Below are 22,941 nucleotides of genomic sequence, written 5' to 3'. Positions count from 1 at the left end.
CGGGGCGCCGCGACTTTGGCGGAAAACGGCCTGCGCTCCCCGCCGGACACGATCGACTGGCGGCCACGGCCGAGGAACGGTCCGGGACGGACCGGGCGTGCTGCCCGTACATATCGGAACGGATCGGCGGGTTCCGGCGTCCTACAGGACGAGGTGGTCGGCTCCCCCCTCGCCCGCTGCTCCTCACTGCGCGACACGCTGCACACGGTGATCTGGGTTCCACGTGGTGTATCCGACCCGCGAAGGAAGGGACGAGCGCTGATGCGCGAGATCCTCGGAGAGCGACGCACGAACGGAGACGGTGACGGACACGGCGAGGAGCGGCGGCAGGACGACGCCCGCCGCCGCGCCGCCCTGCGGTACGCGACCCACTGGGGGTGGCCGGTGCTCCCGGGCGCCGGAGCCGGCCCCGACGGCCTGTGCGACTGCGCCCGCACCGGGTGCCCGGTGCCCGGTGCCCACCCCGACGACCCGGCGCTCCTCGCCGCCACCACGGACCCCGCGATGGTCCGCTGGTGGTGGACGACCCGCCCCGGCGCGCCCGTCATCCTGGCCACCGGCGGCCGGGCACCCTGCGCGCTGAGCCTGCCCGCCCTGGCCGGCGCGCGGGCGGTGGCCGCCTGCGAACGCCTCGGTGTCGCCCTCGGCCCCGTGGCCGCGACCCCTACGCGCTGGCTGCTGCTCGTCGAACCCTACGGACTGCCCGAGCTGGGTGAACTCCTCGCCGACCAGGAGCACGTGCCGAGTTCTCTGCGGTTCCACAGCAGCGGCGGATACGTCCCGCTGCCGCCGTCACGCATCGGCGCGGGCGGCGTGTGGTGGGCGCGCGAGCCCGGGGCGCCGCGCGGCGGCGACCGGCCCCCGTGGCTGCCGCGGGTCGGCGAGGTGCTCGACATCCTGGTGGACGCCGGGCTCACCGCTCCCGACCAGGGCAGCCGGCTGGCGTACTGAACCGCCCGGCCGCGGACATGAGGAGACCCGATCGCTGGCGACGGGGGATGCACCAGCGACCGGGTCCACCTCAGAAGGTAACAAGACATCGGGGAATCGCAAATCCCCCGCCGGCCGGCCCGGGCCGCAGGACCGGCCCGTTGTGAGCGGGATCACGGCCGCGCGGGGCCGCCGCCCGTCAGGTGAGGGTGATCTGACGGTTGGTGAGGCCGCTGCGCGCCCGCCGCTCCTCGGGCGTGAGCGGCGCGTCCGCGGCGAGCGCCTCGGCGAGCCGCTCGCCGAACGCGGCCGCCGGCTTCTCGCACTCCTCGGCGCCCATCGAGGTCGGCAGGTCCCACACCGGCACGGTCAGCCCGTGCGCCCGGAACGACCCGACGAGACGCGTGCCGTCGCCCAGCGACGAGGCACCCGCCGCGTGCAGCCTGGCCAGGGCGTCCAGCAGGTCGTCCTCGGCCTGCGGCATGACCCAGCGCAGGTGGTTCCGGTCCGGGGTGCGGCACCAGTAGGCCGCCTCGACGCCGGACAGGCGCGCCGTCGGGAGGGCCGCCTCGTTCGCCCGTTCGAGGGAGGCGGTGACCTCGGGCGTCGCCTGCGTCGCGTCGTCGAGCCAGAACTCGAAGCCCTCGTGCACCTGCGGGACGAACGGCGCCGACAGGTCGAGCACGTCCTGCAGCCGCGGCCCCTCGGGGGCGGTGCGCTCGGACGGGACCGGGTTGCCCGGCGCCGAGGTCAGCGCGCGGGTGAGGACGTCGGCCAGGTCACGGCTCAGGTCCCCGGTGGCCGTGTCGTTCTGCACGGCCACGAGGACCGCCCCGTCGTCCCGGCGCAGCGCCGGCCACGCCATGGGCAGCACGGTGGCCAGCGTGACGGACGGCACGTCGCCCGGCAGCCCGTCCCGCAGGGTCAGCGGCACGGTGGCCGCGGGCACCAGCTCCCGCAGCGCCACCCAGTCGCACTCGCCGGGCAGGCCCTCGAACGGCCGCCTGACCAGCTCGGTCGCCGCCTGCGCGGCCGCACGGCCGTGACACGCCTTGTACCGGCGGCCCGAGCCGCACGGGCAGGGCTCACGGGCGCCGACGACGGGGACCTCCCCACCGGCGGGACGCTGCTGCTGCGGTTGGGGACGGCGCTTCTTGGCCATGGGGGACCGGTCTCCTGCGTGCGTGCGGACGGCTGAACGGGTACGCCCCGGGAGCCTAGTGCCCCATCGGCCGAGGTTCGCCCCGTCGCGTCGTCCTGCCTACGCCGGGGGCGTGCCGAGCACCGCCCACACCGTCACCGTCCCCGCGCCCTCGGCCTCCCGCACGCCCCAGGCACGGGCCAGCGTGCCGATGATCGTGAGACCACGGCCGCCGCGCGCGGTGACCGACGGGGTCGCCGGGCGGGGCCGCGTCGGACCGCCGCCGTCCGTGACCGCGACCGTCACGGCGCCGTCGCTCTCCCGCGACCACGCGGCCCGTACACCGTCGCCGCTCGGCAGCGGACGCGCGTGCCGCCACGCGTTGCTCAGGAGTTCGGACAGGACGAGCGCGGCGTCGTCGACGACGGAATCGGGTGTGCCGCTGTCGCGCAGTTCCGCGCGCAGCCGGCGCCGGGCCGCCGCGATGCCGGACGGGCCGTGCAGCACCGTCATGGATGTCGACGTCGGTACCTGTCGTGTGACCACCAACGCCACCCCCGCAACCTCCTCAGCCCCACGCCAAGTGATTGGTGCCCTCGGCGGGTGGCCAGGAAACCGGGGCCGGACGACCTGTTGACGCGGACGTGACCGGCGGTGTGCGCCGTGTGCGCCGGGGCGCGCGCGCTCACCCGGCGGGGGACCGGCGGGCGAGCTGCTCACGGACGGCGCGGGGGCGGTTCGTGATGATGGCGTCCACGCCCAGGTCCGCGCACAGTTCCACGTCGGCCGGCTCGTCGACGGTCCACACGTGGACGCGGTTGCCCGCGCGGTGGGCGCGCTCGACGTACCCGGGGTCGCGGCGCAGGACACGGATGGCCGGCCCGGCGACGCGCACGCCGTCCGGCAGCCGGCCCGTGCGGTGCACGGGCAGCAGGAACTGCATGAGGAACACGGTCGGTATGTCCGGCGCGGTCTGCCGAACGCGGTGCAGCGAGCGGGCCGAGAACGACATCACCCGCACCTCGCCCGGCAAGGGGTGGCGCGCCAGCGCGTCGAGCAGCCGTTCCTCGACCCGTCCGGCCCAGCGCGTCGGGTGCTTCGTCTCGATGGCGAGCCCGACCGGCCTGTCCGCCTCGGCGACGAGCCGCAGCAGGCGCTCCAGCGTGAGGACGGTGGTGCGTTCGGGATCGGCGGTGTCGGGGGCCTCGGCGCCCGCGGGGGTGCGCCAGGAGCCGAAGTCCAGCTCCGCCAGGTCGGCGAGTTCGAGGGCGGAGACGGCGCCGCGGCCGTTGGACGTCCGGTCGACCCTGCGGTCGTGGACGCACACCAGGTGGCCGTCGGCGGTGAGACGGACGTCGCACTCGAGCGCGTCGGCGCCGTCCTCGATGGCCCTGCGGTAGGCGGCGAGGCTGTGTTCCGGTGCGTCCTCGGACGAGCCGCGGTGCGCGACGACCTGGGGGCGGGGCGGGCGGTTGCGGTCGGCTCCCATCGCGTCATGGTGCCACGGGCGGGACGACGCGCCGCCGATCGGTGGCCCTGCCGCGGGTTTATGCCCGTCTGACAGAGCATGGGCAACACTGGACGCCTATTCGTCGTGCACCCGAGGAGTCAGCTGTGAGCACCGAGGAAGAGCGCGCCGGCCGGCCGGACGGTCCCGCGACCGGCGCGCCGGTGGGCGGCGGTCCCGCGGACCCCGCCGCACGGTCACCCCAGCCTCCGGCGGTTCCCCCCGCAGGGCCTCCCGTGGCGCAGCCCCCCGCCGCCCCGCCGGCGGCACCGCAGGGGCAGCAACCGCCCTCGCCGTACGCACCCCCGGCTCCCCCCGCCGGACATCAGGCGCCGCCGCCCGCCGAGCCGCAGGAGGCGCCGGGGACCACCGTGCTCCGCGCGCTGCCCGCCGGGCCGGCCCCGGCAGCGCCGCCGCCGGCCCTGCCGCCCGCCGACGCGGCGGGTCCCGGCATGCCACCGCCCGCCGCGCCGTGGTCGGCGTTCCCCGAGCCGGCGCCCCGGCGCAAGCGGCGCAACGGCCTCGTGATCGCCACCCTCGTGGCCGCGCTCGTCGCCGGTGGTGTCGGCGGCGGCGTCGGCTATCTCGTCGCGGACGACGACGGGACGTCCGCCTCGTCCGCCGCCCTGAACCAGGGCTCGGAGGACGGCCCGGCCGCCCGCCCGCCGGACTCCGTCGCCGGGATAGCGGACGCCGCGCTGCCCAGCGTCGTCACCATCGAGGCCGGCACCGCGACCGAGGGCAGCACCGGCACCGGCTTCGTCTACGACGAGGACGGCCACATCCTGACCAACAACCACGTCGTCGCCTCCGCCGCCGACGGCGGCACCCTCACCGTCACCTTCTCCGACGGCGAGACGTACAACGCCGAGGTCGTCGGCCGCGCCGAGGGCTACGACGTGGCCGTCATCCGCCTCACCGACCTGAACGGCCGCGAACTCACGCCCCTGCCGCTCGGCGACTCCGACGCCATGGCCGTCGGCGACGCGACGATCGCGATCGGCGCGCCGTTCGGCCTCTCGGGCACGGTCACCACCGGCATCATCAGCGCGAAGGACCGCCCGGTCGCCTCCAGCGACGCCACCGGCACCAGCGCCTCCTACATGAACGCCCTCCAGACGGACGCCTCCATCAACCCGGGCAACTCCGGCGGCCCCCTGCTGAACGCGGACGGCGAGGTCATCGGCATCAACTCGGCCATCCGCTCCACCGGCGACGGCATGACGGAGGCCGGCAGCATCGGCCTCGGCTTCGCCATCCCCATCAACCAGGCGAAGCGGGTCGCCGAGGACCTGATCGAGGGCGGCGAGCCCATCTACCCGATCATCGGCGCCTCGGTGAACAGCGGCCAGACGCAGCAGACCGCGGGTGCCCAGATCGTCGAGCGGACGGGCGACGGCACCGAGCCGGTGACCCCGGGCGGCCCCGCCGCCGAGGCAGGGCTGCAGGCGGGCGACGTGATCACCGAGTTCGGCGGCCGCGCGATCGACAGCGGCCCCACTCTGATCAGCCAGATCTGGACCTACGAACCGGGCGACTCCGTCGAGCTGACCTACGAGCGCGACGGCGAGGAGCACACGACGACCATCGTCCTCGGCCAGCGCGAGGGCGACTGACGGACAACCGCTAGGCTGTGCGGGTGCGCCCGGGAGGCGTGCCCGAGCGGCCGAAGGGAACGGTCTTGAAAACCGTCGTGAGGCAACCCCTCACCGTGGGTTCAAATCCCACCGCCTCCGCGCGATGAGCAGTGAGGGCGGCCTCCGACCCGAGCGGATTCGGTCGGAGGCCGCCCTCGTTCTGCTTCCCCGTGCCGGCCCGTGCCCGGCCCGGTTCCGGGGGATCGCTGCGGTTCAGGGGCGATCGGTGGTGTAGCCACCGGTCCCCGTACCGCGCGTGCCGCCCGTGTCGTGCTTCTTCTTCCCACGAGGGATGAGGCCCAGCAGGCCGAACAGGCCGAGCAGGCCCCAGAGCCCCCAGCCGCCGCCCCCGCCGTCGTCGTTGTCGTCCTGGGCCTGGCTCTCCATGGTCTGCGCGGCGACGGCCGGGGCCGTCTCCGGTGTGTGCGCCTCCGCGGTGACCGCGGCGGGTCCCGCGAGAAGAGCGGCGGTAAGGACGGCACCTGTAGTCATGCGACGCATTGGTCTCCTCCTCCAGACGACCCGTGGTTGGGTCCTGTGTCCATGTCCGCCGCCACCGGAGCGCCGTGCAACTCCGACGGGCGCGCAAGTCCCCCGACGGCGGTGTACGCCGTCTGCGGCAAGGCTTCTCCGGCTGTCGGGCGCGTTACGGCGAATGGGTGACCCGACCGGGCCGCCGGCCCGTGTGCGGCCGGGTACCGGACGTGACGGCCGGCGGCCGGCACCCCGGTGCGCGGCCCGGCGGACGCAGATCACACTGCGCCGCCCGCGCCGGGAAACCGCAGGTGGCGGCGATCTCCGGCGATCAGGCGCCGCTTCGGTGCTTCCGGGTGGTTTGGCGATGTCGTACCGACCTGAGAAGCTTTTCTCGTAGAGGAGTTCGGTCCGGCCGCACGGTCGGCGCCGGCGGCGACGAGAGGACCAGGAGGTCCGTGAACGAGCAGACCGGCGGGTACGGTGTCCCGGGCCGGGTGCCGCGCATACGCGTGACCGGCCGCCCCGGGGAGGACGTCCTGTGAACGATGCCTCCCCCGCGCGACGCAACGGTGTGAGTCCTCTGATCTCCCTTCCCGCGGATCTCCGCGCCTTCCACCAGATGTACCGGCCCGCCTACGTCCGCTGGGCCGAGCTGCACCTCGGTCACCGCGACGCGGCCGAGGCCACGGCCGACCGCGCGTTCGAGCGGCTGGCCGCCGAGTGGGCCGACGTCCTGCGCCTCGACAGTCCCACCGGGTACGCCTGGAGCGTCCTCAAGCAGTGCACGCTGGACGAGGCTGGGCGCCTCGGCCGGCGGGCCGCCGTCGTGGACACCGCCGCGTTCGAGACCGTCGCGCTGCGCACCGCCGTCGACCCCGTCGGCGAACTGGCCGACAGCATCTCGCTGCACCAGGCCATCCGGGAGCTTCCCGAACGCCAGCACGACGTCATCGTCCTGCACTACTGCGTCGGGTACAGCGCCGAGGAGACCGCCGACATCCTCGGTCTCACCGTGCCCGGCGTGCGGTCCACCGCCCGGTACGCGCAGCACCGCCTCAAGGAGCTGCTCGGCCTCGGCCGTCCGGAGAAGGAGGGCGCCGATGACGGCACCGACCGTTGAGGAGCTGCTGGCCCGGGCCGTCCTGGCCCGTCCGCTCCCCAGCTACACCACGGCCGAGCTCGAGGCGGCCGAACGCCGGATCGCCGCCCGGATCGCCGCGGCCGGGCAGGAGTGCGCGGCCCGCCGCCCCGAGCCGCTGCCCGGCAGCGTCGGCGGCCAGCTGGCCACCCTGTGCCGGACGGTCGTCGACAAGGACGGCGCCCTGGAACACATGGGGGCGCTCGTCGGGGGGCGCATACCGCAGCCGGAGGGGGCGCGCGTGCTGGGCTGCGTGCTCCAGCTCGCCGGCCGGGAGGACAGCGCGCGCTTCTGGTGGCAGTTCGCCGCCGGTGCCGGCGACGCCCCCGCCGCGTACTGCCTCTACCTCCACCACCTCGCGCTGGGCGAGGAGTGGGAGGCCGAGCTGTGGCGGCGGCAGGCCGATCCGGAGCACACGCCCGGGTTCCCGCCGGACGGCGAGCCGGCCGACGGGAGCGACCCCGCGCTGGTGCTGCGGGTGCTCGCGCTGCTGCACGGCGACCACTCCTGCCTGACGGACGCGGCGGCGGCCGCCGTCGACTCCGTCCCGGACGCCGTCCAGTTCGTCGACGAGATAGAACTCCCGCTTCCCTGTGCGGACTTCGCCCAGCGGATCGAGCGGCTGACGGATCGATCCGTGGCCTGACGGAGGTTTGAACGGCCGCCGTCATTCGTGCGAGCGAATCCGGGCGGTACGGGTGGTAGCCGGGTGATCCGGTGGGCAACTCTGGTCTCGCGACGTCGTGTTCCGTCCGCGGCAGACAGGCCACCTGCCGAGCCACACCATCCGTCCGATCCCGACCGGATCGCGTCCGATTCCACGGAGGAATTGACATGGTTAGCATGCGCACCGCTCGCGCCCTCACGATCCTGGCCGCCGCGCCGTTCGTCGTCGGTGCCCTGGCGGGGGTCGCCCAGGCCGACAGCGTGGACGCCATCAGTGGCAACGTCATCGCCGGTGACACCGCCAACAACCTGAACGGCAACTCCACCATCACCCAGCAGTCGGCGGTCGGCCCCGGTGCCACCAACGAGAGCAACTCCGCCAGCGTCAATGGCCTCGGGTTCATCGACCAGTCGGACAGCAACGTGCTGGTCTTCATCGACGGCTTCGGTCGGTAGTCCGCCGTGCGGTGACGTTCCGGGGTACGTCGTCCGCACTCCGCACCGGCAGGGTCAGCCGCGCGGGCCGCACCGACAGGTGCGACCCGCGCGGTCGTATGTCCGTCGGAACAACGCTGCCGCCCGAACGCGCGCCGGGCCGTGCGCCGTCCGGCTGAACCGGCGCACCCCCCGGGGAGTGTCGCCCCGCCGCGCGCCGCCCCCGCGGCCTTCACTCATTCTCATGCGATATGCCCATCACACTCTGCTGGCCCTGTTGCTGACGGCCCTGCTGGCGACCCCGGCCACCGCCCAGGCCGCCGACGACCCGCGTCCGCTGCCCGCCCCCACCCTCATGGACAGCGACCTCACCGAGCAGGGCGCCGAGATCTACGAGGGATCCGCGTTCGACACCTGCGAGGCCCCGTCCCTGTCCACCATGGGCGCCTGGCTCTCCTCGCCCTACCGCGCCGTCGGCGTCTACATCGGCGGCCGGGGCCGCGCCTGCCCCACGCAGACCAACCTCACCCCCGACTGGGTCGGCGACGTCTCCGAAATGGGCTGGAAACTCCTGCCGCTCTACGTCGGCTCGCAGTCCCCCTGCGTCCGCGACGACGCGAAGGCCGCCGTCTCCATCGACGCCGACCGCCCCTGGCAGCAGGGTGTCGAGGAAGCCGCCGACGCCATCGCCGCCGCCGAGGACCTCGGGCTCGCCCCCGGCAGCCCCGTCTACCTCGACATCGAGGACTACGACCACCTCGACACCTCCTGCGCGCGGACGACCCTCGCGTACGTCCAGGGGTTCAGCCGCGCCCTGCGCGCGGAGGGCTGGATCCCCGGTTTCTACTCCAGCGCCGAGTCCGGCATCGCGCACATGGAGGCCGCACGCGCCGACGGCGCCGTGGACCTGCCCGACGTCCTGTGGTTCGCCCGCTGGGACGCCGTCCCCGACCTGGACGCCGAGCCGTCCCTCGACCCCGCCGCGTGGCAGCCGCACCGCCGCATCCACCAGTACGCGGGCGACGTCACCGAGACCCACGGCGGGCACCGCCTCGCCATCGACCGCAACCTGGTCCACGCTCCCGTCGCCGTCCTCAGGTGAATCCCTGAGCCGCACTGAGGGTGCGCATCCACCCCCGTCCACCCACGGGAGGTGGGGCCCGCGCCACCTCTCCACCCTGGGGCGGATGCGTCATCGAGACCTGTGGCCGATCCGCCCGAGGGGGGCCGGCGCCTAATTTGTAGTACATGACCACGCCCACCGCGGCTCCGAAGGCGCCACCACCGACCTTCACCTCCTACGTCCGGGAGCGCGGCCCGATTCTGCTGCGGACGGCCCGTTCGCTGACGGCCAACCCGTCCGACGCCGAGGACCTCCTCCAGACCGCCCTGACCAAGACCTACCTCGCCTGGGAGCGCATAGAGGACCACCGCGCCCTCGACGGCTACGTCCGCCGCGCGCTGATCAACACCCGCACCTCCCAGTGGCGCAAGCGCCGCGTCGACGAGTACGCCGTGGACGAGCTGCCCGAGCCGGACCGTGACCCCCGGCCGGACCCGGCCGAGCAGCAGGCCGTCCGCGACGCGATGTGGCGGGCCATAGTGAAGCTGCCGGAGCGCCAGCGCGCCATGGTCGTCCTCCGGTACTACGAGGACATGAGCGAGGCGGCGACCGCGGAACTCCTCGGCGTCTCGGTCGGCACGGTCAAGAGCGCCGTGTCCCGCGCCCTCGCCAAGCTGCGCGAGGACTCCGACCTGAGCGGTGTGCTGCGCGCCCCCGCGCCCGCCGCCGCCCGCGCCCGCCACACCATGGCCGCCTGACTCCTCGCGCGCCCCTGCCGCGCATCTGGCCAAGACGCCACCGAGCCACCACAATCACCGGCACACGCGTCGCACTCGTCCCCCGTGGGAGGCCATGGTGCTCGGCACGATGCAGGACATCCCCCTACTCGTGAGCCGCATCCTGCGGCACGGTACGACGATCCACGCCCGGTCCACCATCACCACCTGGGCCGGTGACGCCCCGCCGCGGCGCCGCACCTTCGCCGAGGCGGGTGCCCGGGCGGCCCAGCTCGCCCACGCGCTCCACGACGACCTCGGGGTCCGCAGCGACAGCGTCGTCGGCACCCTCATGTGGAACAACGCCGAGCACGTCGAGGCGTACTGGGCGCTCCCCTCCATGGGCGCCGTCCTCCACACCCTCAACCTCCGCCTGCCGCCGGCCCAGCTCGCGTGGACCATCCGCCACGCCGCGGACCGCGTGATCATCCTCGACGGCAGCGTCATCCCCCTCATCGCGCCGCTGCTCCCCGCGCTGCCGGACGTCGAGCACCTCGTCGTCTCCGGACCGGGCGACCGTGCCGCCCTCGCGGCGAGCGGTACGACGGCTGCCGTGCACGACTACGAGGACCTCATCGCCGACCGCCCCACCACGTACGACTGGCCCGACCTCGACGAACGCAGCGCGGCCGCCCTCTGCTACACCTCCGGCACCACCGGCGACCCCAAGGGCACCGTCTACACACACCGTTCCATCTACCTGCACTCGATGCAGGTCAACATGGCCGAGGCCATGCCGCTCGGCACCGGCGACGCCACGATGCCGATCGTGCCGATGTTCCACGTGCTGGCGTGGGGGCTGCCGCACGCCGCGTTCATGTCGGGGGTCGGCCTCCTGCTGCCCGACCGCTTCCTGCGGCCCGACGCCCTCGCCGCCATGATCGCCGCCGAACGCCCCACCCACGCGGCGGCCGTCCCCACCCTCTGGCAGGGCCTCATCGCCGAACTGGCCGCCCGCCCCCGCGACATCTCCTCCCTCGACCGCGTCACCATCGGCGGCTCCGCCTGTCCACCCGCACTGATGAAGGCGTTCGAGGAACAGCACGGCGTACGCGTCGAACAGGCCTGGGGCATGACCGAGACGTCGCCCCTCGGCGCCGTCGCCCGCCCGCCCGGCGGCCTCACCCCCGACGAGGAGTGGCCGTACCGCCTGACCCAGGGCCGGTTCCCCGCCGGCGTCGAGGCCCGCATCACCGGACCCGACGGCACCGCCCTCCCCTGGGACGGCGTGTCCGCCGGCGAGCTGGAGGTACGCGGTCCCTGGATCGCCGGCTCCTACTTCGGCGGCGCGGGCCGCGAACCCCTCCGCCCCGCCGAGACGTTCACACCGGACGGCTGGCTGCGCACCGGCGACGTCGGCACCGTCTCCCCGGACGGCTACCTCACCCTCACCGACCGCGCGAAGGACGTCATCAAGTCCGGCGGCGAGTGGATATCGTCCGTCGCCCTGGAGAACCACCTCATGGCCCACCCCGCCGTCGCCGAGGCGGCCGTCGTCGCCATCCCCGACGCACGCTGGGGCGAACGCCCCCTGGCCGCCGTCGTGCTCGCGGCCGACGGCCCCGCCCACCCCGGCTTCACCGCCCTGCGCGACCACCTCGCCGACCGCGTGCCGCGCTGGCAGCTCCCGGACCACTGGACCGTCATCGCCGAGGTGCCGAAGACGAGCGTCGGCAAGTTCGACAAGAAGCTGCTGCGCGCCCGCCACGCCGCCGGCGACCTCGACGTCACCACGCTCCCCCGCCCCTCGGCCGGGGGTCAGTGAGCCCCGATCTTCGTCAGCAGATCGACGATCCGCTCCTGCACCTCCGGGTTCGTGGACCGCTCGGCGAGGAACAGCACCGTCTCCCCCGACGCGAGGGACGCGAGCTGCGCCGGGTCGCTCTCCGCCGCCGTGTAGACGACGAAGGGCGTCCGGTGCAGCAGTCCGTTGACGCGGAGCCAGTCGATGATGCCCGCGCGGCGGCGGCGCACCTGGTTCAGGTCCATGACGACGAGGTTCGGCCGGATCTGCGAGGCGACCTCCATCGCGTCCGCGTCGCTCGCGGCGTGCGCGGCCTGCATGCCCCGCCGCTCAAGCGAGGCCGCGAGCGCCGTGGCGATCTCCGGCTGCTCCTCCACCAGCAGGACCCGGGGCGGGTGCTGCTCGCTGTCGCGCGGCGCGAGGGCCTTCAGCAGCACGGCCGGGTCCGCCCCGTACGCCGCCTCCCGGCTCGCCTGGCCGAGCCCGGCCGTCACCAGCACCGGGACCTCGGCCGCCACCGCGGCCGCGCGCAGCGACTGGAGCGCCGTCCGCGTGATCGGCCCCGTCAGCGGGTCCACGAACAGCGCCGCCGGGTACGCGGCGATCTGCGCGTCGACCTCCTCGCGGGAGTGCACGATGACGGGCCGGTAGCCGCGCTCGGTGAGGGCGTGCTGCGTCGACGGGTCGGGCTCCGGCCACACCAGGAGCCGGCGCGGGTTGTCCAGGGGCTCGGGCGGCAGCTCGTCGTCGGCCTGCGGGCGGGCCGGGACGAGGGCCCGGCCGTCGGTGACCTCGACCGCGCCGTTCGGCCCGTCCAGGGGCTCGGGTCCCTCCGCGGCGCCCGCGGCCGGCGCACCGATCGTGTACTGCCGCCCCCGGCCCTGCGTACCGGCCGCGGGGCCGGCCTGCGCCGCTCCCGGCACCGGCCGCGCGGGCAGCGCGGGCTGCTCGGGACGCGGATCCTCGGCCGGCGGTGTCGCCAGCTTCCTGCGCCGTGTCGGCTGGGCCTGCGGTACGGGCGCCTGCGCGGGCGGCGCGGGCGACGGCACACCGGGCGGCGCCGGGCGCCGCTCCGGCAGCGGGGCCACCGGGACGCCCTGACCCAGCGTCTGCACACTCACCCCGGGCAGCGTCGCGTCCGACCGGGCGCGGTCGCTGCCCGGCATCGGCAGCGCGCGCGGCTGACGCGCGGGCGCCATCGGCGGCGGCGCGCTCCCGTCCAGGATCGGGCTCGCCGCGACCACGGAGTGCTCGACGGGCGGCGGCTCCTCCTGCGGCTGCTGTGCCTCCGGCGCCTGCTGCTCCGGCGCGGCGGCGGGCACCTCGGCCACGGGCTCGGCCTGCCTCCGGCGCCTGCGGCCCGTCGGCCGGGCATCCGTCTCGACGCCGCCGGGCGGTGTGGCGTCGGACATCTCGTCGGGGACGGGCGCGGGGCCGTTGCCCTGCGCGTCGGCGGGACCGAGGGCACGGCGCCGCCGCCCGTGGCCAGCCGCCGTCTCACCGGTGTCACCGGACGGCGCGAACGCCGCCTCCGGCACCGGCGTCGAACCCGTCCCGTGCCCCTCGTCGGCCGGCCGGCCCGCGCGCCGCCGCCGTCCGGTCGGCGTCGCCTGCACCGGCTCGATCTCCGCGGCCGGCTTCCGCGCGGGCTCCTGCGCCGTCCCTCGGGCGGGCTGCGCCGGGACGGGCATCACCGTCGTGTCGCCGCTCGCGTCGCGCGTCGCCGGGGCGGCCGACACCGCGCCGCCGCCCGACAGCACCGGCACCTCCAGCACGTACGCGGAGGCGCCCCCGACCTCGTGCGTCTGGAGCACGCCGCCGTGCTGCCGCACGATCCCCCGCACGATCGGCTCGTGCACCGGGTCTCCGCCGGGGTACGGGCCGCGCACCTCGATCCGTACGACGTCTCCGCGCTGCGCGGCCGCCACGACGATCGTCGAGTCGCCCGCGGCACCGGCGCCGGACGCCGCCCGGCCCGTCGCGTCGACCCCGGCGACGTCCGCCACCAGGTGCGCGAGGGCCTGCGCGAGCCGGTCCGGGTCCACCTCGGCCTCGATCGGCGGCGCGTGCACGGCGAACTGCGCCCGCCCCGGGCCGATCAGCTCCGTCGCCCCCTCGACGCCAGCCGACACGACGGCGTCCAGCGAGACCCGTTTCACCGACAGCTTCTCGCGGCCCTCGTCGAGCCGCTGGTAGCTCAGCACGTTGTCCACGAGGGTGGTCATCCGCGTGTAGCCGGCGGCGAGATGGTGCAGCACCTGGTTGGCCTCGGGCCACAACTGGCCCGCGGGGTCGGCCGCCAGGGCCGACAGCTCGCCGCGGAGCTGCTCCAGCGGCCCCCGCAGGCCGTCGCGCAGCACGGACAGCAGTTGCGCGTGCCGGGCCGCCAGCGCGTCCATCGGCCGCCGGTCCGTGAACGCGAGGACGGCGCCCACGAGTTGGTCACCGTCCCGGACGGGCGCGGTCGTCAGGTCGACGGGGATGGCCTGCCCGTCCTTCGTCCACAGGACCTGTCCGCGCACCCGGTGCTTGCGGCCGGACGACAGCGTGTCGTGCAGCGGCGTCTCCTCGAACGACAGCGGCGTGCCGTCGGCGCGCGAGTGCTGTGCGAGCGGGTGGAGTTCCTGACCGCCGAGCTGGCTGGCGCGATGCCCGAGGATCTGGGCGGCGGCCGGGTTCACGAGGACGATGCGCCCGGCCGTGTCGACGCCCACGACCCCCTCGGACGCGGCGCGCAGGATCATCTCCGTCTGCCGCTGCTGGCGCACCAGTTCGGCTTCGGTGTCGAGCGTCCCGGAGAGGTCGCGGATGATGAGGACGAGCAGTTCCTCCCCGGCGTAGTCGTCCGCGAACGCCGCCTCGATGGCCGAAGCGTACGGGGCGCGGCCCGAGTCGAGCCCCGCGCTGGTCACCTCGACCTGGAGCGCACTCCCGTCCGTCCGCCGGGCGATCATCCGGGTCGGCCTGGTCCTGACACTGGGGTCCTCCTCGGGCCGGCGCATCGAGCCCGGAATCCGCCGTGGGTCGAAGTCCGGGACGATGTCGAGCAGTCCACGACCGATGAGGGGGGCGCCCGGAGCCTCCAGGGTCTCCACGGCGATGGCGTTGGCGTTCACGACGGTGCCGTTGCCGTTCACGAGCAACAGCGCGTCGGGAAGTGCGTCGAGTATGGCGGCGAGGCGAGCAGCGCCTCTCGCTGGCCTGCTGCTCACGACGTCGGTTCCTCCCTTGACCCACGTGATTCAGGTGCACGGACCCCGTGCGTGTCACGAAGGGAGTCTACGGCCAGTGGCGCCGGGCGCACGGGTCCGTTCGAAACTCGCAGCTCAGGACTGTTCGGACGCCATGCTGGGCAGGACGGGGACGAGCGCGTCCCACCGGGCGATCTCGCAGCCGTTGGTCCTGCGGTACGACGCGTCGACCGCCCGGCCGTCCCACACGCCCCGGACGGTCGCGGTCGCGGGGCCGCCGTACAGGTAGGTGCACAGGGGCGCGGCCTCCTTGGTGCCGGTCTTCTCCTCCGTGAACGGCGCGTCGGCCGCGAGGAGCGCGTCGCACGCGGCCTCCGGGTCGGGGTGCGTCCCGCCGGCGGGCTCGCACGTCAGCTCGTACGTGCCGTCCCGCTCCGCGCCGGCGCCGCTGACGGTGATCGTCAGGTGGTACGGCCCCTCCTCCGCCCCGGCGGCGGCGACGGCGGGGCTCGGCAGCGCGGCGGAGGCGGCGAGGACGAGGGCGGCGACGATGGTCTTGCGCGACATGCGGGTGCTCCAAGGGGGCGTGTACGGTGCGTGAGCGGGTTCGCTCTCCCTGTCAACGCTCCCCCTCCGCGACCGGAGCGCAACTCGACGGACCGTGTGTACGCCCGTAGGGTGGAATCCGATTGGCTGACGCCGTTCGGGCTGTGGCATCATTTGCACGCACGCATCGTCCGCGCTGCCGTGCGAGGAGGCTTCGCCTAGTCTGGTCTATGGCGCCGCACTGCTAATGCGGTTTGGGGTAACCCCCCATCCCGGGTTCAAATCCCGGAGCCTCCGCAGGGAACACGAGCCACTCGAAGCCCCGGCCCCACGGCCGGGGCTTCTGCCGTTCACAACCACATCACCGCAGGTCGGACGGGGTGCGGGGAACGGATTTCACGCTCGCCCACGAGTCATGTAATGTTGTCCACGCAACGCCCCCCCAGGGGGCAGGCGCTCGTAGCTTAACGGATAGAGCATCTGACTACGGATCAGAAGGTTGCAGGTTCGAATCCTGCCGAGCGCACACCATGGAGGCCCTGTCGATCATCGACGGGGCCTTTTGCGTTGTCGTCCGCGCTATGGTGCGGCCATGCCGTACGTCAATGTCCGACGGCGAGCCGGTGAGGGGCCGTACGCCTGTCCTTGCTGCGGTTTTCTCACTCTGGCCGAGCGGGGAGGGCACGGGATCTGCCCCGTGTGCTTCTGGGAGGACGACGGGCAGGACGATCAGGACGCGGAGCGTGTGCGCGGAGGGCCGAACGGTCGGCTGAGCCTTTCCCGTACCCGGGCCAACTTCCTTGCCTTCGGGGCGTGTGACGAGCGGCGTGTTCCGCTGGTCCGGGAGCCGACCGCGGAGGAGCACCCGCTGCGGGGGGATGGACCACACAGCTGAACTGGCACGTCGTGGACAGGGGCCGGTCGGCGGCGTTGGCGACCGGCCGGGTGGGTCAGGACAGTGCGTGGCGCTGCTGGCGTGCCCGGCGGTTCGCCTCCGCCACGCGGTGGCGGAGCGACTCGCTGGCGCTGATCGGGCGGACCTCGTCGGGGAGGGCCGTCCACTCGCGGCCGCCGCCGGGCGGGCGCAGCCAGATGTGGCCGGACAGGTAGGACATGACACGGCCGATCCGGTCGTGCGACGCGTCGTAGACCATCGTGCCTATCTCCGGCTGTGCTGGGGTGTCGGTCATGGCCGGGCTCCGAACGCTGTGACGGACGCTGGTGCGGTGCCGTGTGATCGGCTTCACTTTCTCTACCATGCCCGACCGGCGGGGCGCCGAACGACCGGCGCCCCGCTTCCAGAGGGAAATTTGAGGTTGTCCTGTCCGTGATGTCCGTGCGGCCGGATTCATTCGCCCGTGCATATGCCACCGGGATGGGGCAAGTCGATCAGTCGGTCGCGGCCCCGAGGGGCAGCGCCTCGGCCAGCGTGCGGTACGCGGCGAGGGGGATGTCGGTCATCGGCCCGTCACTGACGACCTGGACGGCCACGTGGTCGGCGCCCGCGTCGAGGAACCGGTCGACCGCGGCGCGGATCGCCGTCGCGTCGCCGAGGCCGTAGACCGCGTCGAGGAGCCGGTCGCTGCCGCCGGACGCGAAGTCGTCCTCGGTGAAGCCGAGACGCAGCAGATTGTTCGTGTAGTTGGGAAGGGCCAGGTAGCGCGTGAGATAGGCGCGCGCGGTCGCGCGGGCGCCGTCGAGGTCGGGGTCGAGCACGACCTTCAGCTCGGGCGCCAGGAGAGCGGTGTCGCCCAGTTCCTCGCGGGCCTGGGCGACGTGCTCCGCCGTGACGAGGTACGGGTGGGCGCCGGCCGAACGGTCGCGGGCGAGGCGCAGCATCTTCGGGCCGAGGGCCGCCAGTACGCGGCGGTCGGCCGGGACCGGGCTGTCGGCGGCGTCCAGCGTGTCGAGGTAGGCGACCATCGACGAGTACGGGCGGTGGTACTGCTTGTGCAGCGCGCTGTGGCTCGCGCCGATGCCGAGGACGAAGCGGCCGCCGTACGAGGCGTTCACCTCCGTGAAGGCCCGGGCGGTGTCGGCGGCCGGGCGGTCCCAGATGCCGGTGATCCCGGTCGCGACGGTGAGGCGGGACGTGGCGGCGAGCACCGGGACGGCGTGGACCGGCGCCGGGCTGCCGCCGATCCAGACGGCGCCGTAACCCAACTCCTCGATCTCGGCGGCCGCCTCGGCGATGACGCCGCGCCGGGCCGGGTCGTCGCCGCGCAGGGCGCCGGACCAGATCCCGACGCGGCCGATGGTGTCGGTGAGTGCTGTGGTCATGGACGACGGAACCTGTGCCGCGCGGCGTGTTATTCCGCCACGATCTCCTCCCCCTCGATCGTCACCCGCACGGCCGGGAGGGGGGACGGCGCCGGGCCGGAGACGACCTCGCCGGTGGCCGCGTCGAAGACCGACTGGTGGCAGGGGCAGCGCAGTTCCGCGCCGTCGGGCTGGACCGAGCAGCCCTGGTGGGTGCAGATGGTGCCGAACGCGGCGACGGTCGTGTCGTCGGAGCGGTAGACGTACGCCTCGCCGCCGCTCTCGGTGCGGACATAGGTCGGCTCGCCGACGGGGACGTCGTCCAGGGCGGCGAGCCGCTCCCCCGGGCGGACGCCGGGGTCGGTGGAGTCGCCGCCGGTGTCGCAGGCGCTGAGGCCGAGGACGCCCGCCGACGCGGCCGGCACGGCCAGGGAGGCCGTCAGGACGGCACGGCGGGACGCGGGAGCCGTGCGGGGTGCGCTGAGCTGGGAGGAGGTGTCGGACGCTTGCATGCCGGGGGAACGAATCAGTGGCTCCCCGGGTGCCCGGACCGGCGCACGGGGAGACAGCACGCGCCGGGGAGCGTGCGGGGCGGCGGGAAGGAGCGTGCGGTGTTCATGGGTCGGGGTGTCCCGGCGCGGGGGGCATTCGCTAGGGTCGGCAAGCATGGCGCACAACCAGCAACAGCCGTACGGTTCCCAGGATTCAGACCCGGCCGGCAGCACCCAGATGTTCAAGGCGTTCGTCGACGGCGGAGGCACCCCGCAGGCCGGCCCCGCCGCGACGCCGGCCCAGTCGTCCGGATCGAAAACCGGGCTGATCATCGGCGTCGTGGTGGCGATCGTCGTGATCGCCGTCGTGGCCTTCCTGGCACTCGGCTGAACCGCGCCGGACCGGCGGGCGCTCGTACCGCCGGTCCGGGCCCCGTCACTCCTCGGCGGTGAGCCCCTCGCGCAACTGCGCGAGGGTCCGCGTGAGGAGGCGCGAGACATGCATCTGCGAGATGCCGACCTCGTCGCCGATCTGGGACTGCGTCATGTTGCCGAAGAAGCGGAGCATGATGATGCGCCGCTCCCTGGCGGGCAGGCGGGCCAGCAGGGGCTTGAGGGACTCGCGGTACTCCACGCCCTCCAGGGCGCTGTCCTCGTATCCGAGGCGGTCGGCGAGGGAGCCCTCGCCGCCGTCCTCCTCGGGCGCGGGGGAGTCGAGGGAGGAGGCGGTGTACGCGTTGCCCACGGCGAGGCCGTCCACGACCTCCTCCTCGGACACCCCGAGGCAGGTGGCGAGTTCGGCGACGGTGGGGGAACGGTCGAGGCGCTGGGACAGCTCGTCGCTCGCCTTGGTGAGGGCGAGCCGCAGCTCCTGGAGCCGGCGCGGGACGCGCACCGACCAGGACGTGTCACGGAAGAAGCGCTTGATCTCGCCGACGACCGTCGGCATCGCGAACGTCGGGAACTCCACGCCGCGTTCGCAGTCGAAGCGGTCGATGGCCTTGATCAGTCCGATGGTGCCGACCTGGACGATGTCCTCCATCGGCTCGTTCCTGCTGCGGAAGCGGGCCGCCGCGTAACGGACGAGCGGCAGGTTGAGCTCGATGAGGGTGTCCCGGACATAGCCGCGCTCGGGACTGTCCGGCTCCAGCGCCGACAGCCGCTGGAACAGTGAACGGGACAGGGTGCGCGTGTCGAGGTTGTCGGTCTCCGCGGGAAGGTCTGGCGGCAACGAGGGTACGTGCGGCGCGGGAACATGCGGCGTGCCGGTCGTGGCGAGCACCTTGGAGCTGCCCAGTTCTACGGACATGCCACCCCCTTGAGGTCGTGGACGGGTCGCGGCGGCGCGCTTCCGGCGGTACTGGACGAGAGAAGTGCGCCCTCTCGTGGATACCGGCGGGACCGCCACGGCAAACGCGGTTCCAACAGAATGTCACATGTCATCAACGCGACGTAGCTTCATGTCGATAAAACGGCACGGCTGGTGTGGAAGTTCCCGGAGTTGGGTCACTCGTCGGAGTCAGGAGTCGATCGGATTTGCGGACCGCAGGCGGGTGAAGCTCCGGGCCAGCAGTCGGGACACGTGCATCTGCGAGACGCCCAGCTCGGCGCTGATCTGGGACTGGGTCAGGTTGCGGTAATAACGCATGAGGAGGATGCGCCGTTCCCGCTCCGGGAGTTGGACCAGGAGATGCCGGACGAGCGCCCGGTGCTCCACGCCGGCGAGGCCCGGGTCCTCGTAGCCGAGCCGGTCGGCGATCGCCCGGTCGCCGCCGTCCTGCCGCTCACCGTCCGCCTCGATGGAGGTCACCCGGTACGCCCGGCCGGCGTCCACGCTGGCCAGGACCTCCTCCTCCGGAACGCTCAGCCGCTCCGCGATCTCGGCGGCGGTGGGGGCGCGTTCGAGCGCGACGGTGAGGTCCTCGGCCGTCGCGCAGACCTGCGCCCACAACTCGTGCAGCCTGCGGGGGACATGCACCGTGCGCACGCTGTCGCGGAAGTAACGCCTGATCTCGCCCACGATCGTGGGCAGGGCGAACGTCGCGAACTGCACGCCGCGCGCGGGGTCGAAGCGGTCGATGGCGTGGATCAGTCCGATGGTGCCGACCTGGACGATGTCCTCCATCGGCTCATTGCGGCTGCGGAAGCGGAGCGCGGCGTAGTGGACGAGGGGGAGGTTCGTCTCGATGAGCGCCCCCCGGACCCGGTCGTGCGCCGCCGTGCCGGCGTCATGGCGGCCGAGCTGCTCGAACAGCGCGCGGGTCAGCGCGCGCGCCTTGGCGCCCCGGTTCTGCGTCACCGCCACTGCCGACCACCCCTAACGGTGCACGAGCCGCAAAAGCACCTCTAGCATCACCGGACGGATTGACCGTGTGCAAGCACCTGGCTGCGCCGTGTTAGGGAAGCGGATCGGTGGCGAGGTCGCCGACACCCCGGACGGCCTCGGCCACGCCGCCGAACACCAGCTCGACGCACTCGGCCGACCGCTGCGGCTGGGACACCACGCCGTACAGGACGGCCACGGCGACGACGAACAGCCCGGCGTTCCTGAGCCGCGCGGGGGAGATCCTGTCCATGCCTGCCGCCTCACTCGGTCCGACGGGGTGCACGGGCGGGCGGCCCGGTGCACGGGGGCTCATTGAAGCACGCGGGGTGCGCCGGGCGGAACGCGCGGCGGACCGGCTCCGCCGCGATGTGCACGGTCAGCCACGCGTGGCCGCCGCACCGTCCCAGGGGTTCACGAGCAGGACACCGGTGCCCTCGAAATCCTCGACGTTCCTGGTGGCCAGTGTCGCCCTGCGTCTGGCGCAGATCGCCGCGATCTGCGCGTCGGCGGTGGCGATCGGCCGACCGCTCCTCTCCCGGGCCAGCGCGATGTCCGCGTACCGGGTGGCCGAAGCCGCGTCGAACACCTCGATGCGCCCGCCGAGATCCTCGAACAGCATCGTGTCGATGCCTTCCGCCAGTTCGGACCTGCGCCTGCCGTCCGGCAGTCGGCGTACCCCGTACCACAGCTCCGCCGCAGTCACCGAGGTCGTCACGACCTCATCCGGCACGAGGTCGTCGAGCCAGTCGATGACCCGCTGCTCCGGAACCGGTTTGATCAGCTCCGACAGGATATTCGTGTCAAGGACGATCATTCGAAGGCCGCCGGGCGCGGCGCATCCTGCCGGACAGGCGTTTCCAGCTCCGCTCCGCCGAGGCCGGCGAACCGCTCGCGGATGCGGGACCCCAAGGGGCGGGCGGGGCTGCTGGGGGTGAGCTGCTCACTGAGGATCGCGCGCACCTCGGCCTCCATCGACCGGCCGTGCCGTGCGGCCTGCACGCGCAGTCGCGCGTGCGTCGCATCGTCCAGACCTCGGATCGTCAGAGTCGCCATGCCACCTCCTTCTGGATTGCTGTCAATGCTAGCATCGCATTCGTCTTCGGGGGGTGCGTATACGAGGCGGATCGCGCGGCCGGCCTGCGCGCCGTCCGGCAGTGCGGTATGCGCCCGCATGCGAAAACCCTCCCGGCCCGCGGAGACGCGGGCCGGGAGGGTCTGAGAGCGGTAGCGGAGGGATTTGAACCCTCGGTGGAGTTGCCCCCACACTCGCTTTCGAGGCGAGCTCCTTCGGCCGCTCGGACACGCTACCGGGGGTAGCGTAACCCACGGGGCGGCGTGGGTTGAAATCAGTTGCCGCGCACCCGGGCGGGGGAACGGAAGAAGTCCGTCAGGACGCGGCCGCAGTCGTCCGCCAGGACCGAGCCGATCACCTCGGGGCGGTGGTTCAGCCGGCGGTCGCGCACCAGGTCCCACAGCGAGCCGGCGGCGCCCGCCTTCTCGTCGCGCGCCCCGTACACGATCCGGTCGACCCGCGCCTGCACGGCCGCGCCCGCGCACATCGTGCACGGCTCAAGCGTCACCACGAGGGTGCAGCCGGTCAGGCGCCACGCGCCGAGGCGTGCGGCGCCCGCGCGGAGCGCGAGCACTTCGGCGTGCGCCGTCGGGTCGCCGGCGGCCTCCCGTTCGTTGCGGGCCTCGGCGAGGACGGCGCCCGTGGCGCCGCCCGGGCCGAGGAGGACGGCGCCCACCGGGACGTCACCCGCCGCGCCCGCCGCCGCGGCGCCCGCGAGCGCCCGGCGCATCGCCGGCCGCCACGGGTCGCGCAGCGGGTCGGCGCCGGTCACCGGGCGCCGCTGTACGTCACCTGACCGCCTCCAACACGTCCGCGCAGCCCAGCGCTTCGGCGATCGAGCCGAGGGCGTCGTCGGGCGTGAGCCGGCGCACCGTGGCCGCGTCGATGCCGAGGTCGGCCAGCAGCCCGGCGTCGCCCAGCGGGCCGCGCGGCACCGCCTCCTGGCCGCCGGTGCCGGGCACGGCGTCCTCCGGCTCGTCCGCGGCGAGGCCGTCATCGTCCTCGCCGTCGTCCTCCGGCAGGCCGGCGAGGCCGTCCAGGAGGTCGTCGTCGCCGGGCGCACGGCCCGTCAGCTCGTCCGTCAGCAGGATCTCGCCGTACGCGCTGCGCATGGCCCGTGCGGCGTCGGAGACGTAGACGCGGGGATCGTCCTCGCCGTCCACGCGGACGAGGCCGAACCACGCGCCCTCCTGCTCGATGCAGACGAGAACGGTCTCGTCATCGGGAGCGGACTCGCGGGCCAGCTCCGCCAGCTCGTCGAGACTCTCCACGTCGTCGAGTTCTGTGTCACTCGCTTCCCAACCATCATCGGTCCGCGCGAGCAGTGCGGTGAAGTACACCGTGACTCTCCCCACTCGGTTAGGCAGTGCCACGAGCATCGTGGCAGAAAAGGTATGTCCTGTCGGGTAACCCGGCAGGACTCCACGGAATGTCCGTCGGCGTCACGCCGGTCGTGCCGGCGCCCCGGGCGGGCGGTCGCGGGCGTGGCCCGCTCCTTTCTCCACGCACCACTCTCCACGTCGCCGCCGTCGATTGTCCACC

General features: G+C 73.8%; 26 protein-coding genes and 4 tRNA genes. 13 read left to right on the top strand and 17 right to left on the bottom strand.

Annotated elements, in window-relative coordinates; all coding sequences use genetic code 11:
• Positions 1 to 261: 261 nt before the first annotated feature.
• Complete coding sequence (locus tag EMA09_RS14155) at positions 262 to 951, top strand: bifunctional DNA primase/polymerase (RefSeq protein ID WP_129841399.1); 690 nt, start codon at positions 262 to 264, stop codon at positions 949 to 951.
• Positions 952 to 1,129: 178 nt separating this feature from the next.
• Here the strand turns inward: EMA09_RS14155 and EMA09_RS14150 are convergent, their stop codons facing one another.
• From EMA09_RS14150 to EMA09_RS14140, 3 genes are all read right to left on the bottom strand, one after another.
• Positions 1,130 to 2,092, bottom strand: a complete 963-nt coding sequence (locus EMA09_RS14150) for a DUF5926 family protein (protein WP_129841398.1) — start codon at positions 2,090 to 2,092, stop codon at positions 1,130 to 1,132.
• Between the two features lie 99 nt (positions 2,093 to 2,191).
• Positions 2,192 to 2,584, bottom strand: coding sequence for an ATP-binding protein (locus EMA09_RS14145; protein WP_129841397.1), 393 nt, complete (start codon positions 2,582 to 2,584; stop codon positions 2,192 to 2,194).
• Positions 2,585 to 2,756: 172 nt separating this feature from the next.
• The gene (locus EMA09_RS14140) at positions 2,757 to 3,560 is read right to left on the bottom strand and encodes a glycerophosphodiester phosphodiesterase (RefSeq protein WP_129841396.1); all 804 of its coding nucleotides are present in this window, start codon (positions 3,558 to 3,560) and stop codon (positions 2,757 to 2,759) included.
• Between the two features lie 254 nt (positions 3,561 to 3,814).
• Here EMA09_RS14140 and EMA09_RS14135 point away from each other — a divergent pair, with 254 nt between their 5' ends.
• On the top strand, positions 3,815 to 5,194 hold the full coding sequence (locus tag EMA09_RS14135) for a trypsin-like peptidase domain-containing protein (protein ID WP_346655830.1): 1,380 nt from the start codon (positions 3,815 to 3,817) through the stop codon (positions 5,192 to 5,194).
• A gap of 32 nt (positions 5,195 to 5,226) precedes the next feature.
• Positions 5,227 to 5,314 (top strand) — tRNA-Ser (locus tag EMA09_RS14130).
• A gap of 114 nt (positions 5,315 to 5,428) precedes the next feature.
• Here the strand turns inward: EMA09_RS14130 and EMA09_RS14125 are convergent.
• Positions 5,429 to 5,707: a WGxxGxxG family protein gene (locus EMA09_RS14125; protein ID WP_129841395.1), complete on the bottom strand. Its 279-nt coding sequence runs from the start codon at positions 5,705 to 5,707 to the stop codon at positions 5,429 to 5,431.
• A 523-nt stretch (positions 5,708 to 6,230) separates the two neighbouring features.
• Between EMA09_RS14125 and EMA09_RS14120 the strand changes: the two genes are divergently transcribed.
• The 6 genes from EMA09_RS14120 to EMA09_RS14095 all read left to right on the top strand — a co-directional run bounded on the left by EMA09_RS14120 (position 6,231) and on the right by EMA09_RS14095 (position 11,535).
• Positions 6,231 to 6,812, top strand: coding sequence for a sigma-70 family RNA polymerase sigma factor (locus tag EMA09_RS14120; RefSeq protein ID WP_276324181.1), 582 nt, complete (start codon positions 6,231 to 6,233; stop codon positions 6,810 to 6,812).
• On the top strand, positions 6,793 to 7,476 hold the full coding sequence (locus tag EMA09_RS14115; RefSeq protein ID WP_129841394.1) for a hypothetical protein: 684 nt from the start codon (positions 6,793 to 6,795) through the stop codon (positions 7,474 to 7,476). The genes EMA09_RS14120 and EMA09_RS14115 overlap by 20 nt, the downstream gene beginning before the upstream one ends.
• Before the next feature lie 197 nt (positions 7,477 to 7,673).
• Positions 7,674 to 7,952: a hypothetical protein gene (locus EMA09_RS14110; RefSeq protein ID WP_346655829.1), complete on the top strand. Its 279-nt coding sequence runs from the start codon at positions 7,674 to 7,676 to the stop codon at positions 7,950 to 7,952.
• Positions 7,953 to 8,175: 223 nt separating this feature from the next.
• Positions 8,176 to 9,033: a DUF1906 domain-containing protein gene (locus EMA09_RS14105; protein WP_129841392.1), complete on the top strand. Its 858-nt coding sequence runs from the start codon at positions 8,176 to 8,178 to the stop codon at positions 9,031 to 9,033.
• 146 nt (positions 9,034 to 9,179) lie between these two features.
• Positions 9,180 to 9,752 (top strand): SigE family RNA polymerase sigma factor, encoded by a 573-nt coding sequence (locus tag EMA09_RS14100; protein ID WP_129841391.1) that lies wholly within the window; start codon positions 9,180 to 9,182, stop codon positions 9,750 to 9,752.
• Between the two features lie 97 nt (positions 9,753 to 9,849).
• Positions 9,850 to 11,535: a long-chain fatty acid--CoA ligase gene (locus EMA09_RS14095; protein ID WP_129844031.1), complete on the top strand. Its 1,686-nt coding sequence runs from the start codon at positions 9,850 to 9,852 to the stop codon at positions 11,533 to 11,535.
• On the opposite strand, the gene EMA09_RS14090 is transcribed toward EMA09_RS14095, so the two are convergent.
• Both EMA09_RS14090 and EMA09_RS14085 read right to left on the bottom strand, forming a co-directional pair.
• A complete protein-coding gene (locus EMA09_RS14090) occupies positions 11,529 to 14,726 on the bottom strand; it encodes a PAS domain-containing protein (protein WP_129841390.1) in 3,198 nt (1,065 codons plus the stop codon). The genes EMA09_RS14095 and EMA09_RS14090 overlap by 7 nt on opposite strands.
• Before the next feature lie 114 nt (positions 14,727 to 14,840).
• Positions 14,841 to 15,272 (bottom strand): SSI family serine proteinase inhibitor, encoded by a 432-nt coding sequence (locus EMA09_RS14085; RefSeq protein ID WP_129841389.1) that lies wholly within the window; start codon positions 15,270 to 15,272, stop codon positions 14,841 to 14,843.
• Positions 15,273 to 15,458: 186 nt separating this feature from the next.
• Between EMA09_RS14085 and EMA09_RS14080 the strand changes: the two genes are divergently transcribed.
• The 3 genes from EMA09_RS14080 (at position 15,459) to EMA09_RS14070 (ending at position 16,146) form a co-directional block, all read left to right on the top strand.
• A tRNA-Ser gene (locus EMA09_RS14080) sits at positions 15,459 to 15,548 on the top strand.
• A gap of 156 nt (positions 15,549 to 15,704) precedes the next feature.
• Positions 15,705 to 15,777, top strand: a tRNA-Arg gene (locus EMA09_RS14075).
• A 66-nt stretch (positions 15,778 to 15,843) separates the two neighbouring features.
• Positions 15,844 to 16,146, top strand: coding sequence for a CPCC family cysteine-rich protein (locus EMA09_RS14070; RefSeq protein WP_129841388.1), 303 nt, complete (start codon positions 15,844 to 15,846; stop codon positions 16,144 to 16,146).
• Between the two features lie 55 nt (positions 16,147 to 16,201).
• On the opposite strand, the gene EMA09_RS14065 is transcribed toward EMA09_RS14070, so the two are convergent.
• The 3 genes from EMA09_RS14065 to EMA09_RS14055 all read right to left on the bottom strand — a co-directional run bounded on the left by EMA09_RS14065 (position 16,202) and on the right by EMA09_RS14055 (position 18,022).
• Complete coding sequence (locus tag EMA09_RS14065; protein ID WP_206305947.1) at positions 16,202 to 16,441, bottom strand: hypothetical protein; 240 nt, start codon at positions 16,439 to 16,441, stop codon at positions 16,202 to 16,204.
• A gap of 199 nt (positions 16,442 to 16,640) precedes the next feature.
• Entirely contained in the window at positions 16,641 to 17,531 is an 891-nt protein-coding gene (locus EMA09_RS14060; protein WP_129841387.1) for a TIGR03620 family F420-dependent LLM class oxidoreductase, read from the bottom strand.
• Between the two features lie 29 nt (positions 17,532 to 17,560).
• On the bottom strand, positions 17,561 to 18,022 hold the full coding sequence (locus tag EMA09_RS14055) for a Rieske (2Fe-2S) protein (RefSeq protein ID WP_129841386.1): 462 nt from the start codon (positions 18,020 to 18,022) through the stop codon (positions 17,561 to 17,563).
• A gap of 154 nt (positions 18,023 to 18,176) precedes the next feature.
• Between EMA09_RS14055 and EMA09_RS14050 the strand changes: the two genes are divergently transcribed.
• A complete protein-coding gene (locus EMA09_RS14050) occupies positions 18,177 to 18,392 on the top strand; it encodes a hypothetical protein (RefSeq protein WP_129841385.1) in 216 nt (71 codons plus the stop codon).
• A 45-nt stretch (positions 18,393 to 18,437) separates the two neighbouring features.
• On the opposite strand, the gene EMA09_RS14045 is transcribed toward EMA09_RS14050, so the two are convergent.
• From EMA09_RS14045 to EMA09_RS14010, 8 genes are all read right to left on the bottom strand, one after another.
• Entirely contained in the window at positions 18,438 to 19,310 is an 873-nt protein-coding gene (locus tag EMA09_RS14045; RefSeq protein WP_129841384.1) for an RNA polymerase sigma factor SigF, read from the bottom strand.
• A 210-nt stretch (positions 19,311 to 19,520) separates the two neighbouring features.
• Positions 19,521 to 20,306 (bottom strand): RNA polymerase sigma factor SigF, encoded by a 786-nt coding sequence (locus EMA09_RS14040; RefSeq protein WP_129841383.1) that lies wholly within the window; start codon positions 20,304 to 20,306, stop codon positions 19,521 to 19,523.
• A 91-nt stretch (positions 20,307 to 20,397) separates the two neighbouring features.
• Complete coding sequence (locus EMA09_RS14035; RefSeq protein ID WP_129841382.1) at positions 20,398 to 20,577, bottom strand: hypothetical protein; 180 nt, start codon at positions 20,575 to 20,577, stop codon at positions 20,398 to 20,400.
• Positions 20,578 to 20,703: 126 nt separating this feature from the next.
• Positions 20,704 to 21,141, bottom strand: coding sequence for a type II toxin-antitoxin system VapC family toxin (locus EMA09_RS14030; protein ID WP_129841381.1), 438 nt, complete (start codon positions 21,139 to 21,141; stop codon positions 20,704 to 20,706).
• Positions 21,138 to 21,380 (bottom strand): plasmid stabilization protein, encoded by a 243-nt coding sequence (locus EMA09_RS14025; RefSeq protein ID WP_129841380.1) that lies wholly within the window; start codon positions 21,378 to 21,380, stop codon positions 21,138 to 21,140. The genes EMA09_RS14030 and EMA09_RS14025 overlap by 4 nt, the downstream gene beginning before the upstream one ends.
• Before the next feature lie 169 nt (positions 21,381 to 21,549).
• Positions 21,550 to 21,636: transfer RNA gene (locus EMA09_RS14020), tRNA-Ser, on the bottom strand.
• A gap of 37 nt (positions 21,637 to 21,673) precedes the next feature.
• Positions 21,674 to 22,129, bottom strand: coding sequence for a tRNA adenosine(34) deaminase TadA (tadA, locus tag EMA09_RS14015; RefSeq protein WP_129844029.1), 456 nt, complete (start codon positions 22,127 to 22,129; stop codon positions 21,674 to 21,676).
• A 58-nt stretch (positions 22,130 to 22,187) separates the two neighbouring features.
• Positions 22,188 to 22,739, bottom strand: a complete 552-nt coding sequence (locus EMA09_RS14010) for a hypothetical protein (protein ID WP_129841379.1) — start codon at positions 22,737 to 22,739, stop codon at positions 22,188 to 22,190.
• Positions 22,740 to 22,941 lie beyond the last annotated feature (202 nt).

This window comes from Streptomyces sp. RFCAC02 (genome assembly GCF_004193175.1).
In the GTDB taxonomy this organism is placed as follows: domain Bacteria; phylum Actinomycetota; class Actinomycetes; order Streptomycetales; family Streptomycetaceae; genus Streptomyces.
Note: the sequence above shows the minus strand (reverse complement) of the source record. Positions and strands in the feature narration are given on the sequence as shown.